The 14,719-nt window shown below is 68.5% G+C and carries 12 protein-coding genes and 1 pseudogene; 4 read left to right on the forward strand and 9 right to left on the reverse strand.

Annotated elements, in window-relative coordinates; genetic code table 11:
* The first annotated feature begins 143 nt into the window (after positions 1-143).
* Entirely contained in the window at positions 144-1,490 is a 1,347-nt protein-coding gene (locus SNAS_RS07065) for a peptidase C39 family protein (protein ID WP_013016712.1), read from the forward strand.
* A gap of 395 nt (positions 1,491-1,885) precedes the next feature.
* Here the strand turns inward: SNAS_RS07065 and SNAS_RS37490 are convergent.
* The 6 genes and pseudogenes from SNAS_RS37490 to kdpF all read right to left on the reverse strand — a co-directional run.
* Positions 1,886-2,557 (reverse strand): annotated as a pseudogene (locus SNAS_RS37490) (response regulator); the annotation flags it as partial.
* Complete coding sequence (locus SNAS_RS07075) at positions 2,554-5,118, reverse strand: sensor histidine kinase (protein WP_013016714.1); 2,565 nt, start codon at positions 5,116-5,118, stop codon at positions 2,554-2,556. The gene SNAS_RS07075 and the pseudogene SNAS_RS37490, both read right to left, overlap by 4 nt.
* Before the next feature lie 43 nt (positions 5,119-5,161).
* Positions 5,162-6,091 carry a potassium-transporting ATPase subunit C gene (locus tag SNAS_RS07080; RefSeq protein ID WP_013016715.1) on the reverse strand — a complete coding sequence of 310 codons (930 nt, stop codon included), beginning with the start codon at positions 6,089-6,091 and terminating at the stop codon, positions 5,162-5,164.
* Complete coding sequence (gene kdpB / locus SNAS_RS07085; RefSeq protein WP_013016716.1) at positions 6,088-8,226, reverse strand: potassium-transporting ATPase subunit KdpB; 2,139 nt, start codon at positions 8,224-8,226, stop codon at positions 6,088-6,090. The genes SNAS_RS07080 and kdpB overlap by 4 nt, the downstream gene beginning before the upstream one ends.
* A 16-nt stretch (positions 8,227-8,242) precedes the next feature.
* The gene (gene kdpA, locus SNAS_RS07090; RefSeq protein WP_013016717.1) at positions 8,243-9,904 is read right to left on the reverse strand and encodes a potassium-transporting ATPase subunit KdpA; all 1,662 of its coding nucleotides are present in this window, start codon (positions 9,902-9,904) and stop codon (positions 8,243-8,245) included.
* Complete coding sequence (kdpF, locus tag SNAS_RS07095) at positions 9,904-9,993, reverse strand: K(+)-transporting ATPase subunit F (protein ID WP_041624614.1); 90 nt, start codon at positions 9,991-9,993, stop codon at positions 9,904-9,906. Before kdpF ends, kdpA begins: the two co-directional genes overlap by 1 nt.
* Positions 9,994-10,264: 271 nt before the next feature.
* On the opposite strand from kdpF, the gene SNAS_RS07100 reads away from it, so the two are divergent.
* Together SNAS_RS07100 and SNAS_RS07105 are read left to right on the forward strand one after the other, a co-directional pair.
* A complete protein-coding gene (locus SNAS_RS07100; protein WP_013016718.1) occupies positions 10,265-10,843 on the forward strand; it encodes a winged helix-turn-helix domain-containing protein in 579 nt (192 codons plus the stop codon).
* A gap of 68 nt (positions 10,844-10,911) precedes the next feature.
* Entirely contained in the window at positions 10,912-12,225 is a 1,314-nt protein-coding gene (locus SNAS_RS07105) for an MFS transporter (protein WP_013016719.1), read from the forward strand.
* Between the two features lie 56 nt (positions 12,226-12,281).
* Here the strand turns inward: SNAS_RS07105 and SNAS_RS07110 are convergent, their stop codons facing one another.
* The 3 genes from SNAS_RS07110 to SNAS_RS35685 all read right to left on the reverse strand — a co-directional run bounded on the left by SNAS_RS07110 (position 12,282) and on the right by SNAS_RS35685 (position 13,955).
* The gene (locus SNAS_RS07110; RefSeq protein WP_013016720.1) at positions 12,282-13,010 is read right to left on the reverse strand and encodes a D-Ala-D-Ala carboxypeptidase family metallohydrolase; all 729 of its coding nucleotides are present in this window, start codon (positions 13,008-13,010) and stop codon (positions 12,282-12,284) included.
* A gap of 202 nt (positions 13,011-13,212) precedes the next feature.
* Positions 13,213-13,650 (reverse strand): type II toxin-antitoxin system VapC family toxin, encoded by a 438-nt coding sequence (locus SNAS_RS35680; protein WP_013016721.1) that lies wholly within the window; start codon positions 13,648-13,650, stop codon positions 13,213-13,215.
* A complete protein-coding gene (locus tag SNAS_RS35685; protein WP_013016722.1) occupies positions 13,647-13,955 on the reverse strand; it encodes a FitA-like ribbon-helix-helix domain-containing protein in 309 nt (102 codons plus the stop codon). The genes SNAS_RS35680 and SNAS_RS35685 overlap by 4 nt, the downstream gene beginning before the upstream one ends.
* A gap of 112 nt (positions 13,956-14,067) precedes the next feature.
* On the opposite strand from SNAS_RS35685, the gene SNAS_RS07125 reads away from it, so the two are divergent.
* The gene (locus SNAS_RS07125) at positions 14,068-14,694 is read left to right on the forward strand and encodes a PadR family transcriptional regulator (protein ID WP_013016723.1); all 627 of its coding nucleotides are present in this window, start codon (positions 14,068-14,070) and stop codon (positions 14,692-14,694) included.
* Positions 14,695-14,719 lie beyond the last annotated feature (25 nt).

Consider the following 14,719-nt stretch of genomic DNA (forward strand, 5'->3'; position numbering starts at 1 on the left):
TTTCGATTGCGTTCGGAGGCGACACGATAACGCGCTCCGCGCTCTATGTGCAAATTATGGGCGGTTGCCTTTTTAATGGTCTCGTCAGCCACATACTTGTAAATCGCCTCCCCTTCATCACATCTATGTATCAAGGATCACCTATGAGGAAACACATGTCGCGACGGGCAGTTCTGACCGCAGCGGGCGTTGCCGCGACCGCGACGGTCGTCGCTTCCCGCCTCGCCCTGGCGAATGAGACAACCGGGAAGGCGAAAGCAGGGGCGGAGGCGAATGTGGAATTCCACGGATGGCGGTCGGCCGAACAATGGGGTCAGGGGGAGGCCCAGGGTGTGATCGTGAAGACCGACGGCCGCGTCGGCATCGTCATCGACGAGGCCGCCGACGTCGTCGAGTACGCCGATCCGCACACCGGCGAGACCTCCGAATGGGAGATCGCCACCTGGACCTCGCCGGTCCGGGAACTGGAGTTCGGCGCCAGCCAGCTGATCGCGTCCTGGAACGTCGACACCCCGGCGGGCTCGTTCCTCAAGGTCGAGATGAAGGGCCGCTACCAGGACGGCGAGGAGACCCCTTGGTACGTCATGGGTGTGTGGGCGCTGGGCGAGGACGACATCACCCGCACCTCCGTCAACGACCAGTCCGACAGCCGCAGCGCCATCGAGGCCGACACCTTCGTCATCGGCAAGCCGGACAAGTACCAGCTGAAGTCCTACCAGCTGCGGCTCACCCTGCACCGCAAGCCCGGAACCGACATCACCCCGACGGTGTGGCGCACCGGCGCGATGAGCTCCTTCGTCCCCGACCGCTTCGAGGTCCCGGCCACCGAGCCCGGCGTCGCGGCCGGTGTCGAGCTGGACGTGCCGCGCTACTCGCAGATGATCCACGAGGGACAGTACCCGGAGTACGGTGGCGGCGGTGAGGCCTGGTGCTCGCCGACCTCCTCGCAGATGATCATCGAATCCTTCGGCCGCAAGCTTTCCCCCGAGGACCTGGCCTGGGTCGACCCCGACTTCGACGACCCGCAGATCTGCCACGCGGCCCGGTACACCTTCGACAAGGCCTACGACGGCTGCGGCAACTGGCCCTTCAACGCCGCCTACGCCGCGTCCTTCGAGGAGATGGACGCCATCGTGACCCGGCTGAACTCGCTGGCCGACGCCGAGACCCTCATCAAGGCGGGCTTCCCCGTCATCACCTCGCAGTCGTTCATCGAGGAGGAACTCGACGGCGCCGGCTACGGCACCGCGGGCCACCTCATGACCGTCATCGGCTTCACCGCCGAGGGCGACGTCATCGCCAACGACCCGGCCTCCAAGGACAACGACGCCGTCCGCCGCGTGTACAAGCGACGCCAGTTCGAGAACATCTGGCTGCGCACCAAACGCAAGGACGCCAACGGCAAGGAGCTGTCCGGCTCCGGCGGTGTGTGCTACCTGTACAAGCCGACCGACAAGGAATGGCCCGACCTGCCCGGCATCGGCGACTGAGGGCGCCCCGCGGCCCGGCTGTCGTGTATGGCCACGAACCCTCCTCTTGCGAGTCGCGTTGCATAGGATCGTAGGGCTTCTATTGCCTCCCAAAGGAAACTGCCATGAAGACCCTGGTACGCGCTAGCATCGTGGCGGGCATCGCCGCCGCCTCCATCGGGTTCGCGACCGCCCCCGCCCACGCTTCGACCCCCGCCGTCGTCGGTTGTTCCTTCGCCGGGGTCTACGACTCCTTCGACGGCTCCGGCGTCGGTCTGCAGGGCTACGCCAAACGCGACGACGACCTGACCGTCAACGGTGGCAACGGCGACGCCTACCTCGTCCACGTGGAGGAGGGCTTCATGAAGGGCCGCGACGGCTGGATCGAAGCCGCCTGCGTCCAGTTCATCGCCTAACGGTTTGTAGCGGTACCCCATCCCCGGCTCGGTCAGCAGATGCGCTGGCCGGGCCGGGTCGCGTTCCAGCTTGCGACGCAGCTGCGCCAGGTACTGCCGCAGGTAGTTGGTCTCGCGGTCGTAGGACGGGCCCCACACCTCGTGCAGCAGCTGGCGTTGGCTGACGAGCTTGCCGGGGTTGCGCAGCAACACTTCCAGCAGTTGCCACTCGGTGGGGGTCAGCCGGACCTCCTCATCGCCGCGTTTGACGGTGTGGGCGGTGAGGTCGATCTCCGCGTCGCCGATGGTGATCGCGGGTTGCGACTCGCCCGCGCCGCGGCGGCGGGTCACCGCACGGACCCGGGCCAGCAGTTCGCCGATGTCGAAGGGTTTGGTGACGTAGTCGTCGGCGCCCGCGTCCAGGGCCGCGATCTTGTCGGCGCTGTTGGCGCGGCCCGACAGGATCAGGATCGGGATCGAGGTCCAGCCGCGCAAGCCCTCCACGACCGAGACACCGTCGATGTCGGGCAGACCCAGGTCGAGGATGACCAGGTCGGGTTTGACGCTGGCCGCCGCGCGCAGCGCCGCCGCCCCGTCGGCGGCGACGCTGACGTCGTAGCCATGGGCGCGCAGGTTGATGCGCAGCGCCCGCAGGATCTGCGGTTCGTCGTCGACGACCAGGACCTTGATCATGACTCCTCCTGCCGGGGGTTGGATTCCATGTCGATGTTGACGCCCGCCTGTGGCAGGCTCAGGACCATCGTCAGGCCGCCGCCGGGGGTGTTCTCGGCCGTCAGCGTGCCCGACATCGCCTCGGCCAGCCCCCGCGACAGCGCCAGCCCGAGGCCGACGCCGCTGGCGTTGTCGCGGTCGCCCAGCCGCTGGAACGGGGTGAACAGCTGTTCTTGGTCCACATCGGGCACTCCGGGACCGTGGTCGATGACGCGCAGTTCCACGATGTCGTCGTGGGCTCCCGCCTTGACCAGCGGCGGGGTGCCGGGCGGGCTGTGCCGCAACGCGTTGCCGACGACGTTGACGATGATCCGCTCCAGCAGCCCCGGGTCGGCGGCGACCTCGGGCAGGTCACCGGCGACGTCGAGCCGCACCTCGCGTCCGGCCTCGCCCAGTTCGTCGAGCGCCGTGGGCACCACCTCCTCCAGTCCGATGGGGATGGTGTGCGCTCCCAGCGCCCCGGCCTGCAACCGGCTCATGTCCAGCAGGTTCGACACCAGCCGGTCGAGCCGGTCCAGCGATTCGTCGGCGGTGAGCAGCAGCTCGTCGCGGTCGGCGGCGGAGAACATGTCGCCGTTGCCGCGCAGGCCCGCCACCGCCGCCTTCGCCGAGGCCAGCGGGGTGCGCAGGTCGTGCGACACCGCCGCCAACAGCGCGGTGCGCATCTTGTCGGCGGCGGCCAGCGGCCGGGCGGTGGCCGCCTCGGCGGCCAGCCGTTCCTGCTTGAGCGCCACGGCGGCCTGCATCGCGAACGCCTCCACGATGCGGCGGTCGGCGGCGTCCAGGGTGCGGCCCTTGAGGGCCAGCGACAGTTTGTCGTCGATGGGGATGTCGGTCTCGGCCTCGCCGGGACTGGCGCACGGGGTGCCCGCGCAGGCCACCATCGTCCAGTCGGCCGGGTCGTGGCGCTCGTCGGGGCCGACGCCGTCGCGGCGTCGCTCCAGCAGCGTCACCGAGGTCAGGCCGAAGGTGTCGAGCATCTGGTTCATCAGGGCGGGCAGCGCGTCCTCGCCCCGCAGCACGCTTCCGGCCAGTATGGACAGTGTCTGGGCCTCGGCGCTGGCGCGGCCCGCCTGCCGGGTGCGGGCGGCCAGGATGTTGACGACCGTCGCGCCGACGAAACCGACGAACACGAAGACGCACAACGCGAGCAGGTGTTCCTGGTCGCCGATGGCGAAGGTGTACAGCGGCGGCAGGAAGAAGAAGTTGACCAGCAGGAAACCGCCGACCGCCGCCAGCACGGCGGGCCACATGCCGCCGGTCAGCGCGATGCCCATGACCGCGGTCAGCATGATCAGCATGATGCTGGTGGCGTTGAGGTCGTCGCGCAACGGCAGCAGGGCCGCGACCAGCGCCGGAAGCCCGAGGATCGTGGCGGTGAAACCGGTGATCCGCCGCTGGCGGCTCAACGGCGCCGGGGACGTCGGCCGTTTCACCTTGGCGACCCGGTCGTGGGTGACGAGGTGGACGTCGATGGAACCCGACTTCGCGGTCGTGGTGACCCCGACGCCGGTCGACAGGATCTGCGCGAACCGGCCCCGGCGGGAGGCGCCCAGCACCAGCTGGGTGGCGTTGACGCCGCGCGCGAAGTCCAACAGCGCCGTCGGGATGTCGTCCCCGATGACCTGGTGGAAGGTGCCGCCCATGCTCTCCACCAGCAGCCGCTGCCGGGCCAGGTTCTTCGCGTTGCGGGCCCCGGCCAGCCCGTCGCCGCTGGCGACGTACACCGCGCGCAGGTCGGCGCCGCCACTGCGCGCCGCGATGCGTTTGGCGCGGCGGATCAGCGTGTCGCCCTCGGCGTCACCCGACAGCGCCACCACCACCCGCTCCTTGGACTCCCAGGTGTCCTTGATGTCCTTGTCGCTGCGGTACTTCGACAACTGGTCCTCGACCTTGTCGGCCAGCCACAGCAGCGCCAGCTCCCGCAGCGCGGTCAGGTTGCCGACCCGGAAGTAGTTCGACAACGCCGCGTCGATCTTCTCCGGCGGGTAGACGTTGCCATGGGTCATCCGCCGCCGCAGCGCCTCCGGCGTCAGGTCGGCCAGCTCCACCTGTTCGGCGCGGCGCACCACCTCGTCGGGCACGGTCTCCTGCTGCGGCACCCCGGTGATCTTCGTGACCACGTCGTTGAGCGACTCCAGGTGCTGGATGTTGACGGTGGAGATGACGTTGATCCCGGCGTCGAGCAGTTCGTCGATGTCCTGCCAGCGTTTCTGGTTGCGGGAACCGGGAACGTTGGTGTGCGCCAGTTCGTCCACCACCGCCACCTCGGGACGCCGCCGCAGCACCGCGTCCACGTCGAACTCCTCGAACGCGGTGCCCCGGTAGCCCACCGAGTGGCGGGGGAGGACCTCCAGGCCGTCCAGCAGCGCCGCGGTGGAGCGGCGGCCGTGGGTCTCCACGAAACCGACGACGACGTCGGTGCCGCGCGCGACCCGGCGCCGCGCCTCCTCCAGTGCCGCGTAGGTCTTGCCCACACCGGGGGCGGCCCCGAGATAGATGCGAAGGTGCCCGCGTTTCATGGCTACAGCATCTCCCATCCGCTCGGGGCCACCACCTGGATGTCTACTTCTTCGGGTACTTCTGGTCGAGAGCGACGTTCAGCTCGACGACGTTGACGCCCGCCTCACCCATGAAGCCGAGGGCCCGGCCGGTGGTGTGCTCGTCGACGAGTGAGCGCACCTCGTCCTCGGTGACGCCGCGCTGCTCGGCGACCCGCTCGACCTGTAGTTCCGCGTACTCGGGACTGATGTTCGGGTCCAGCCCCGAGGCGCTTCCGGCCACGGCGTCGGGCGGGATCGGACTGTCGGCCGACGCGTCACCCCGGATCGGGGTGATGATGCCCTTGGCGTAGTCGTCACCGTATTTCGCGCACTCGACCGTGACGCCCTTGTAGCCGCTCACGAACGGCTCGTCGACGGTGCCGCACTCCTCGTTGACGCTGACGACCCTGGTGATGTCGCCCTTGAGTCCCTTGGAGTAGAACACTTTCAGCACCGCGCCGACCGCCGAGTCGCCGCTGTCGGCGCAGTACGGGCGGGACCCGTCGACGCCTTCCAGCTTCCCGATCGCGTAGCTGCGTTCGCACACCTGGGTCAGCAGCGACTTCGTCGCGTTGTCGTCGCCGTCCCAGCCCTTGTCCGGGTCGGGCAGCGTGTCGACGACGTCCTCGGGTCCCAGGTTGGACGCCGAGGTGGTCAGCGGGTCGTAGGGCTGCCCGGTCTCGGCGTTGACGGCCGCCGACGGACGCGACTGGAAGTACTCCGGTATCGCGTCGCCGTCGGAGTCCGTGAAGGACTGTCCGATGAGGCTGGACCCGATGACGCGTCCGTTCTCGTCGGTGATGAGTGAACCCTGGGCGTTGTCCCGCAGGCCGGGCAGCTGTGCCACCGCGACCATGCCGAGTGGGTACAGAAGTCCCAAAAGGACGGTGAACACCAGTAGTGCCCGCAGCGCGGCCAGGTGGGAGGAAATCCAGTTGGGCAGACGAGTCATGACGCGATCCCCGGAATGAACGAGATGATGATGTCGATGAGTTTGATGCCGATGAACGGGGCGACGATGCCGCCGGGTCCATAGACGAACAGGTTGCGCCGCAGCATCGCCGAAGCGCCGCCCGGCTTGTACTTGACGCCCTTGAGCGCCAACGGAACCAGTGCCACGATGATGATCGCGTTGAAGATCACCGCCGAGATGATCGCCGACTCCGGACTGGACAGCCGCATCACGTTGAGCGCGTCCAGGCTCGGGTACACCGCCGCGAAGATCGCCGGGATGATGGCGAAGTACTTGGCGATGTCGTTGGCGATCGAGAAGGTCGTCAACGCGCCCCGGGTCATCAGCAGTTGCTTGCCGATGGCCACGATCTCGATGAGCTTGGTCGGGTCGGAGTCGAGGTCGACCATGTTCCCGGCTTCTTTGGCCGCCGAGGTGCCGGTGTTCATGGCGACACCCACGTCGGCCTGGGCCAGCGCCGGGGCGTCGTTGGTGCCGTCCCCGGTCATGGCGACCAGCCGTCCGCCGTCCTGCTCCTTCCTGATCAGCGCCATCTTGTCCTCGGGCCGGGCCTCGGCCAGGAAGTCGTCGACCCCGGCCTCGGCGGCGATCGCCTTGGCCGTCAACGGGTTGTCGCCGGTGACCATGACGGTGCGGATGCCCATCTGGCGCAGCTTCGCGAACCGTTCGACCATGCCCTCCTTGACGACGTCCTTGAGGTGGATGACCCCCAGCACCCGCGCCTGGCGGCCCGGCTTGCGCTCGGCCACCAGCAGCGGCGTGCCGCCCTCCTGGCTGATCTGGTCGACCAGTTCGGAGGCGTTGCCGGGCGTGCCGCCGTTGTCCTTGACCCAGTCCAGGACGGCCGCCGCGGCGCCTTTTCGGATGTGGTGGGTGCCGCCGTCCTCGTCGAGGTCGACGCCGCTCATCCGGGTCTGGGCGGTGAACTCCACCCAGGTCGCGTGGGACAGTTCCCCGGCGTCGCGTTCCCGCAGCCCGTACGCCTCCTTGGCGAAGACCACGATGGAGCGTCCCTCCGGGGTCTCGTCGGCCAGACTGGACAGTTGCGCGGCGTCGGCGAGGTGGTTGCCGCCGATGCCCGGCACCGGCAGGAAGGCCCCGGCGCGCCGGTTCCCGTACGTGATGGTGCCGGTCTTGTCCAGCAGCAGCGTGTTGACGTCCCCGGCGGCCTCGACGGCGCGCCCGGACATGGCCATGACGTTGCGCTGGATCAGCCGGTCCATGCCCGCGATGCCGATGGCGCTCAGCAGCGCCCCGATCGTCGTCGGGATGAGACACACCAAAAGCGACACCATGACGATGCCGGTGACCCCGTTGCCGTCGATGACGGCGGAGTCGGGGGCGGCGGCCATGTAGTCCTTGGAGTAGATCGCCACCGGCTGCATGGTGACCACGGCCATCAGGAAGATGATCGTCATCGCCGCCAGCAGGATGTTCAGCGCGATCTCGTTGGGGGTCTTGCGGCGTTCGGAGCCCTCGACCAGCGCGATCATGCGGTCCAGGAAGCTCTTGCCGGGCTCGGCGGTGATCCGCACGACGATCCAGTCACTGAGCACCTTGGTGCCGCCCATGACCGCGCAGCGGTCACCGCCGGACTCCCGGATCACCGGCGCCGACTCGCCGGTGATGGCGGATTCGTCCACACTGGCGATACCGGTGACGACGTCGCCGTCGCCGGGGATGACCTGTCCGGCCTTGACCAGCACGAGGTCACCACGCACCAGCCGCGGCGCGGCCAGCTCGGTCGTGTCGACGTCGGGGGAGGCGATCTCGGCGTCCTGTGTGACCAGTCGGTGCGCGATGGTGTCGGTCTTGGCCTTGCGCAGGCTGTCGGCCTGCGCCTTGCCGCGTCCCTCGGCGATGGCCTCGGCGGCGTTGGCGAACAGGACCGTCAGCCACAGCCACACGGTGATGATCCACGCGAACGTCGACGGATCGACGATCGCCAGCAGGGTCGTGCCGAGCGCGCCGATCTCCACGATGAACATCACCGGGTTGCGCCACAGCGTCTTCGGGTTGAGTTTGCGGAACGCGTCCGGAACGGACTTGATCCACTGTTTGGGGTCGAGAAGGCCGTTTCTGGTCTTCGGTGCGACCGTTGCCATGTTTGACATGTGGTGAGCGGCCTTCCTACATCAGGCCCTCGGCCAGCGGGCCGAGTGCCAGGACGGGCAGGAACGTCAGCGCGACGAGGATGACCGTCACGCCGATGACCATGCCGACGAACAGGGGTTTGTGGGTGGGAAGCGTCCCGGCCGATTCCGGCACCGGCTTCTGCTTCGCGAGCGAACCGGCCAGCGCCAGCACCAGGATGATCGGCAGGAACCGTCCGAACAGCATGCACAGCCCGAGCGCGGTGTTGAACCAGTCGGTGGCGGCGCCGAATCCGGCGAAGGCCGAACCGTTGTTGTTGGACGCCGAGGCGAAGGCGTACAGCATCTCGGACATGCCGTGCGGCCCGGCGTCCTGCATGGACTCCAGGTTGGACGGCACCGCGATCGAGGCCGCCAGTCCGATGAGGACCAGCGCCGGGGTGACCAGGAAGTACAGGCTGGCCAGTTTGATCTCGCGGGCGCCGATCTTCTTGCCCAGGTACTCGGGGGTGCGTCCGACCATCAGCCCGGCGACGAACACCGTGATGACGGCCAGCACCAGCATCCCGTACAGGCCCGCGCCGACCCCGCCGGGCGCGACCTCGCCCAGCAGCATGTTCAGCGTCAGGACCCCGCCGCCCAGCCCGGAATAGGAGTCGTGGAACGAGTCCACCGCGCCGGTCGAGGTCAGGGTGGTGGCCGCGGCGAACACCGAGGAGTTCCCGGTGCCGAACCGCACCTCGCGTCCCTCCATGGCCGCGCCGATGGCGGAGGTGACGGTGCCGTTGCCGACCGCCTCGAAACCGAACACCAGGAAGGTGCTGGCCAGCGCCATGATGCCCATGATCGCGGTGATCGCGTAGCCCTGCCGCTTGTCGCCGACCAGGCGCCCGAAGGTGCGCGGCAGCGAGAACGGGATGCACAGGATCAGGAAGATCTCGATGAAGTTGGTCCAGCTGGTGGGGTTCTCGAAGGGGTGGGCGGAGTTGACGTTGTAGAAGCCGCCGCCGTTGGTGCCCAGTTCCTTGATGGCCTCCTGGCTGGCCACCGGCCCGCCGGTGAGGAGCTGGACCGTCCCGTTGAGACCGTGCGCCTCGATGGACGCGTGCAGGTTCTGCACCGCGCCACCGGCGATCAGGACGATCGCGGCGATGATGCTGATGGGCAGCAGCACCCAGATGGTGATGCGGGTCAGGTCGACCCAGAAGTTGCCGAGTTTGTCGGTCAACTTCCGCGCGAAGCCGCGCACCAGCACGATCGCCACCGCGATGCCCACCGCCGCCGACACGAAGTTCTGCACCGCCAGACCGGCCATCTGCACCAGGTGGCCCATCGTGGACTCACCCGAGTAGGACTGCCAGTTGGTGTTGGTGACGAAGGAGACCGCCGTGTTGAACGCGGTCGCCGGTTCCACCGCGGCCATGTCGTTGCTCCACGGCAGCAACGGTTGCAGCCGCTGGAAGCCGTACAGGAAGAACACGCCGACCGCCGAGAACGCCAGCACGCTGCGGGCGTAGCCGCCCCAGGTCTGCTCCACGTCGGACTTGACGCCGACGAGCCGGTAGACGCCGCGCTCCACCTTGCGGTCGCGCTTGCGCGTCACGACCCGGTACACGTAGTCGCCCAGTGGCCTGTGGACGATCGCCAGTGCGACGACCATGGCCACCACGAAGAGAATTCCCGCCGTCGAGTCGCTCATCAGAACTTCTCCGGGAACAACAGGGCCGCCACACAGAAGGCGACCAGGCCGACGGCGAGGAGCCCGCCGATGACGTTGACCGCATTCACAGTCTCTCCACCGCCTTGACGACCAACGCGAGGATGACGAATCCCGCGAGGGTCACGAGCAGGAAGGCCAGATCGGGCATTACCTCTCCTTGAAGGGTTCACGGTCCGGCCGCTGCGACCGAACCAGCCGATCCAACGCCGGTTTTCGCCCAGGTGACAGGGGGCATGACGGCTTCACTACGCGCCCCTACGGTTTCTTGACGCGTCCTTGACGCGACAAGATCGCAAAGATAATTTTGCAAAATTACCTTTGCGATGCTAGGTTCGACGGGTGACCGAGAAGAAGACGCGACACGTCACCGACGCCGAGACCCTCAAGGCCGTGACCCACCCGCTGCGGGTCAAGCTGCTGGGCACGCTGCGGGTGCTCGGACCGGCCACCGCCAGCGAACTGGGCCGCCGCTTCGGCGAGAGCTCCGGCTCCACCAGTTACCACCTGCGCATCCTGGCCAAGTACGGCTTCATCGAGGAGGATCCCGAACAGCCCAACGCCCGCGACAAACGCTGGCGGTCCGTCCACTGGGGCACGTCGTGGAGCAACGCCGAACTCCAGCAGGACCCCGCCGGTGCCGAGGCCGCCCGCGCGATGCGCCGCCGCCAGCTCGAACTCCTCATCGAGTCCAGCGAGCGCTACGAAGCCGACATCGACTCGTGGGGACCGGTCTGGCAGGAGGCCGCCGGACTGTCCGACCACTTCGCCCGCATGAAGGCCACCACCGTCAACGAACTGCGGGAACGCGTTCACGCGCTGGTCCGCGAGTACGCCGAGCGCGACCGCGACACCAAGGGCACCGAGATGGTGCAGGTGTACCTGGGCACGTTCCCGCTCGACGAGTCCCAGATCCAATAACGACATCCCCCGCGGACGCGCACCGGCGAGGTGCGCGCGGTCCCGGCTGCCCCGAGAAAGGCACACCGATGCACACCCTGGACGCGACAGCGCTGCGGCGCCGCTACTTCCTCATCACCCTGCTGACCTGGCTGCCGCTGGGAATGGGCGCCGCCGGACTGGTCCTGCTGGTCACCGAACGCGGCTTCGACCTGGCCACCGTCGGCGTGCTGTTCCTGGTGCAGGGACTGGTCGTCAGCGGCCTGGAACTGCCGACCGGGGGCCTGGCCGACGTGATCGGCCGCCGCGGTGTCCTCATCGCCTCGGCGGTGGTCGGCCTGGTCGCCATGCTGTGGACGGCGGTGGCCACCGGCTGGTGGGAGCTGGTGCTCGTCGCGGTGCTGCGCGGCGTCTCGCGGGCACTGTCGTCGGGCCCCGCCGAAGCCTGGTACGTCGACAGTGTCCACGCCCTCAGTCCTGACGCCGACATCCGGCGCGGCCTGGGACTCGGCAACACCGCCACGTCGATCGGCCTGGCCGTCGGCACCCTCGCGGGCGGGTTCATCCCGCTGGCGGTCCCGCTGCCCGACGACGGCCTCGTCATTCCACTGTCGATCCCGATGTTCATCGGGGCGGCGCTGTTCGCGCTGCTGCTCCTCGTCGTCGGATTCGGCATGCCCGAACCGGCCCGCACCGGCGCCCGGCCCCGGCTCGGTGAGGTGCTGCGCGGCGTCCCGGCCACCGTCACCGGCGGCATCCGGCTCGGCCTGCGCGACCGCGGCCTGCTGCGGCTGCTGTCGCTGGCGGTCTTCGCGGGCATGGCCCTCAACGCCGTCGAACTGCTGACCCCCGGACGCATGGAGACCCTCGCCGGGAGCGCCGAGGCGGGCGCGAGCGTCTACGGCGTGGTGGCCATGATCGGCTTCGCCGCCTCCGGCCTGGGCTCGTCGCTGTCCCATACGCTCACCCGGCTCGTCGGGGGCCGGGTGCGGCTGGCGGCGGTCATCGGCGTGCTGGTCTCGGTGCTGGGTCTGGTGGTGCTGTTCGGCACCGGCGCCTGGAGCGGGACGGTCGGGATCGTCGGCGCCTGCGCCGGATACGCCGTGATGTACGTCGGCATCGGCCTGCGGATGCCGGTCACCTCCGAGCTCATCCACCGTCGCGTCGCCTCCGGCGAACGGGCCACAGTGGTGTCGATCCAGTCGCTGCTGTTGCAGGGCGGCGGCAGCCTGGCGACGCTCGGACTGCCGGTGCTGGCCGCCGTGTGGTCGGTTCCCGGCGCCTGGCTGGTCTCCGGTGCGCTGCTGGCGGTCTCGGCGCTGCTGTACCGCCGCACCCGCGCCGATCGCGCCGCCGAGGACCCGGCCCGGCTGTCCCCGGCCGGGATGACGACCGGGGCCTGAACAGCGCGACGGCCGTGGCCCCAGGAGCAAGACCACGGCCGCCGCGTGCGCGGACGTCAGACGCCGCAGTTGGGTGCCGACCAGTAGATCCGGTTGAGGCCGTCGAGGTGCACGTGATCGCCGTGGCCGTCGTACCCGGGACCGAGAATGGTGCCGAAGCCGTGGTACCGGGCCTGTTTGGCCAGTGTGCACAGACTGTGGCTGCCCACCAGGTCGGCGGCCGAGCCGGTCATGTGCTGGCTGTTGGACGCACCTCCCACCGCGTCGTTGCAGGCCTTGCTGCGGAAGCCGCTTGAGACGCTGATCGACTTGTCGCCCAGGGCGTGCCGCATCGCCTCCAGCTTCCACATGGTGATCAGCGCCCGGTACTTCGCGGTCGTGGACGAGACCGTCCCACCGGCCCAGCTGCTGTTGCAGCCGTTCAGTTCGGCGTAGGAGAAGTGCTTCGGGGTGTTGTCACCGTCCTGAAGCGAGTAGATCTTGCGGAAGGTTCGCGAACCGGCGACACCGTCGGCGGCCAGGCCGTAGGCCTTCTGGAAGCGTTTGACGGCGGACTCGGTGCGGGCGCCGAACTCACCGTCGAGGGAGAGGATGTTTCCGTAGCCGGGGTAACCGGCGACCCGGATCTGCAGTTGCTTGACGTCGTTGCCTTTCATGCCCTTCTTCAGTTTGCGGTCCCACGAGTAGGCGGCGTGGGCGGTGCCGCTGGTCATCGCGATGACCGCCGCCGAGGTCGGCACCATGACGGCGGCGGACAACAGGGCGCGGCGAGTTGCGTCGGACATTGAAACTCCAATGTGTAGTTGGCTACTACGGGCGGATGTTCGGGACATACTCGCGAGTAGTGCCACCGCGCGCCAATGACCGTTCGGTCATACATGAAGAAATCGTCGACCGCCGCGAAGCCCGCGCAGCCGCCGGACGCATGAACATCGCCCGCCAGCTGGCCTTCCCGCCCCGAAACGGCTCCACCGAAACCCGGTCCGGCTACAGCGTCATGAACCCGAACCGCGCCGCGACCTCGGCCTGAGCCTGGTCGCGGGTCGCGAAGCCGCAGGTCTCGCCGTCCGCCAATTCGATGACCGTCAAGGCCGCGCACGCGACATGCCAAGCGTCCATTGCTCTGAGCCCGTCGCCCTTGACGATCTCGAGGGCGTGGCGTTCGATGTCACGTTGGCGAGCGGTGAGGAGGGTGATGGCGCCGTCGGGGCCGATGTCGGTTTCCCAGGCGGCTACGAGCTTCTGGGGCTGTCCACGGTGGGCACGTGCGGCGCGCACCAGCGCACCGGTGACCTCGACCCGCGTCCAGGTTCCCGACACGACGACGAGTTCGGGGTCCTCCAGCAGCGAACGCGCCTTGTCGTGCCCGGCCTCGTCGGGCAGGTAGGCGCGAACCAGGACGGAGGAGTCGGCGTACACGATCACAGGCGCTCCCGGTCCTCGTCGAGGATGTCGTCGATGATCTGCCCCCAGCCGCGGGCGCCGTCGATCGCCTGCCGGTATTGCTTCAGGCTCAACGGCGGTGACAACGGCGCGGGCGGGATGACCGACAGCATGCCCATGGCGGCGGCACGGGAGCGGATCCGGTCCCGTGCGGACTCCCGGTCGACCTGCGAGGCGATCAGGACGAGCTCGTTGAGCAGCGCGTTCACGGAGCGGCCCTCGTCCTTGGCGCGTTGCCGCAAGCGCGCGTGCACCTCGTCGTCGACTCTGATCAGCAGTTGCTTCATAGAGTGATGATATCACTTTTCGGATATGATATCAGTCGGTCGTCCGCATATCCCAGCGCACATGTGGCGGCATAACCTGGACATATCGAATCGGCTGGGCGAAAGGACCGCGATGTCGGCGACGAAGTTGCTGGTGCTGGGAGTGGTGCGGATCTTCGGGACCGCGCACGGCTATCTGGTGCACAACGAGCTGACGACCTGGGGCGCCCACGAATGGGCCAACGTCAAGTGGGGTTCGATCTACCACGCGTTGCGCCAGATGCAGTCCAAGGGACTGCTGGAGTCGACGATCACCGACGACCATCTCGGCCGGGTCGACTACACCATGACCGAGGCGGGCGACGCCGAGTTCTTCCGGCTGCTGCGCCAGGCCCTGCGGACCCCGGAGTCGCGGCCCGACTCGCTGGCCGCCGGGCTGGCCTTCCTGACGGCGCTGCCGCGCGACGAGGTGATCTCGCTGCTGAAGGAGCGGGTCGCCGCGCTGGAGGAGGGCCGGGCCGAGCTGACGCCGCTGCTGACCGACGAGGCCAAGTGCAACTGGGACGCCGAGGGTGCCGGGCACGTGCCGGAGCTGTTCGGTTTCTGGGCCCACACCGCCGACACGGCGATCGCCTGGGCCAACGGGCTGATCTCGCGGCTGGAGGCCGGGGACTACGTGATGGCGGGGGAGTCGGACACCGCCTTCGGCACGCCGGGCATCGCCAAACCCTCGCCGCGCGCGGCCACTGACTGCGACTGAGTCGCCGCCGAAATTACCCACTATT

It is taken from the genome of Stackebrandtia nassauensis DSM 44728 (assembly GCF_000024545.1).
Classification (GTDB): domain Bacteria; phylum Actinomycetota; class Actinomycetes; order Mycobacteriales; family Micromonosporaceae; genus Stackebrandtia; species Stackebrandtia nassauensis.

Bases quoted from the DNA above. Each gene is read 5' to 3' on its own strand.
- kdpA (WP_013016717.1), bottom strand. From the start codon at position 9,904: ATGAGCGACTCGACGGCGGGAATTCTCTTCGTGGTGGCCATGGTCGTC.
- SNAS_RS07125 (WP_013016723.1), top strand. From the start codon at position 14,068: ATGTCGGCGACGAAGTTGCTGGTGCTGGGAGTGGTGCGGATCTTCGGG.
- SNAS_RS07065 (WP_013016712.1), top strand. From the start codon at position 144: ATGAGGAAACACATGTCGCGACGGGCAGTTCTGACCGCAGCGGGCGTT.
- SNAS_RS07110 (WP_013016720.1), bottom strand. From the start codon at position 13,010: ATGTCCGACGCAACTCGCCGCGCCCTGTTGTCCGCCGCCGTCATGGTG.
- SNAS_RS07080 (WP_013016715.1), bottom strand. From the start codon at position 6,091: ATGACTCGTCTGCCCAACTGGATTTCCTCCCACCTGGCCGCGCTGCGG.
- SNAS_RS07105 (WP_013016719.1), top strand. From the start codon at position 10,912: ATGCACACCCTGGACGCGACAGCGCTGCGGCGCCGCTACTTCCTCATC.
- SNAS_RS35685 (WP_013016722.1), bottom strand. From the start codon at position 13,955: ATGAAGCAACTGCTGATCAGAGTCGACGACGAGGTGCACGCGCGCTTG.
- kdpB (WP_013016716.1), bottom strand. From the start codon at position 8,226: ATGTCAAACATGGCAACGGTCGCACCGAAGACCAGAAACGGCCTTCTC.
- SNAS_RS07075 (WP_013016714.1), bottom strand. From the start codon at position 5,118: ATGAAACGCGGGCACCTTCGCATCTATCTCGGGGCCGCCCCCGGTGTG.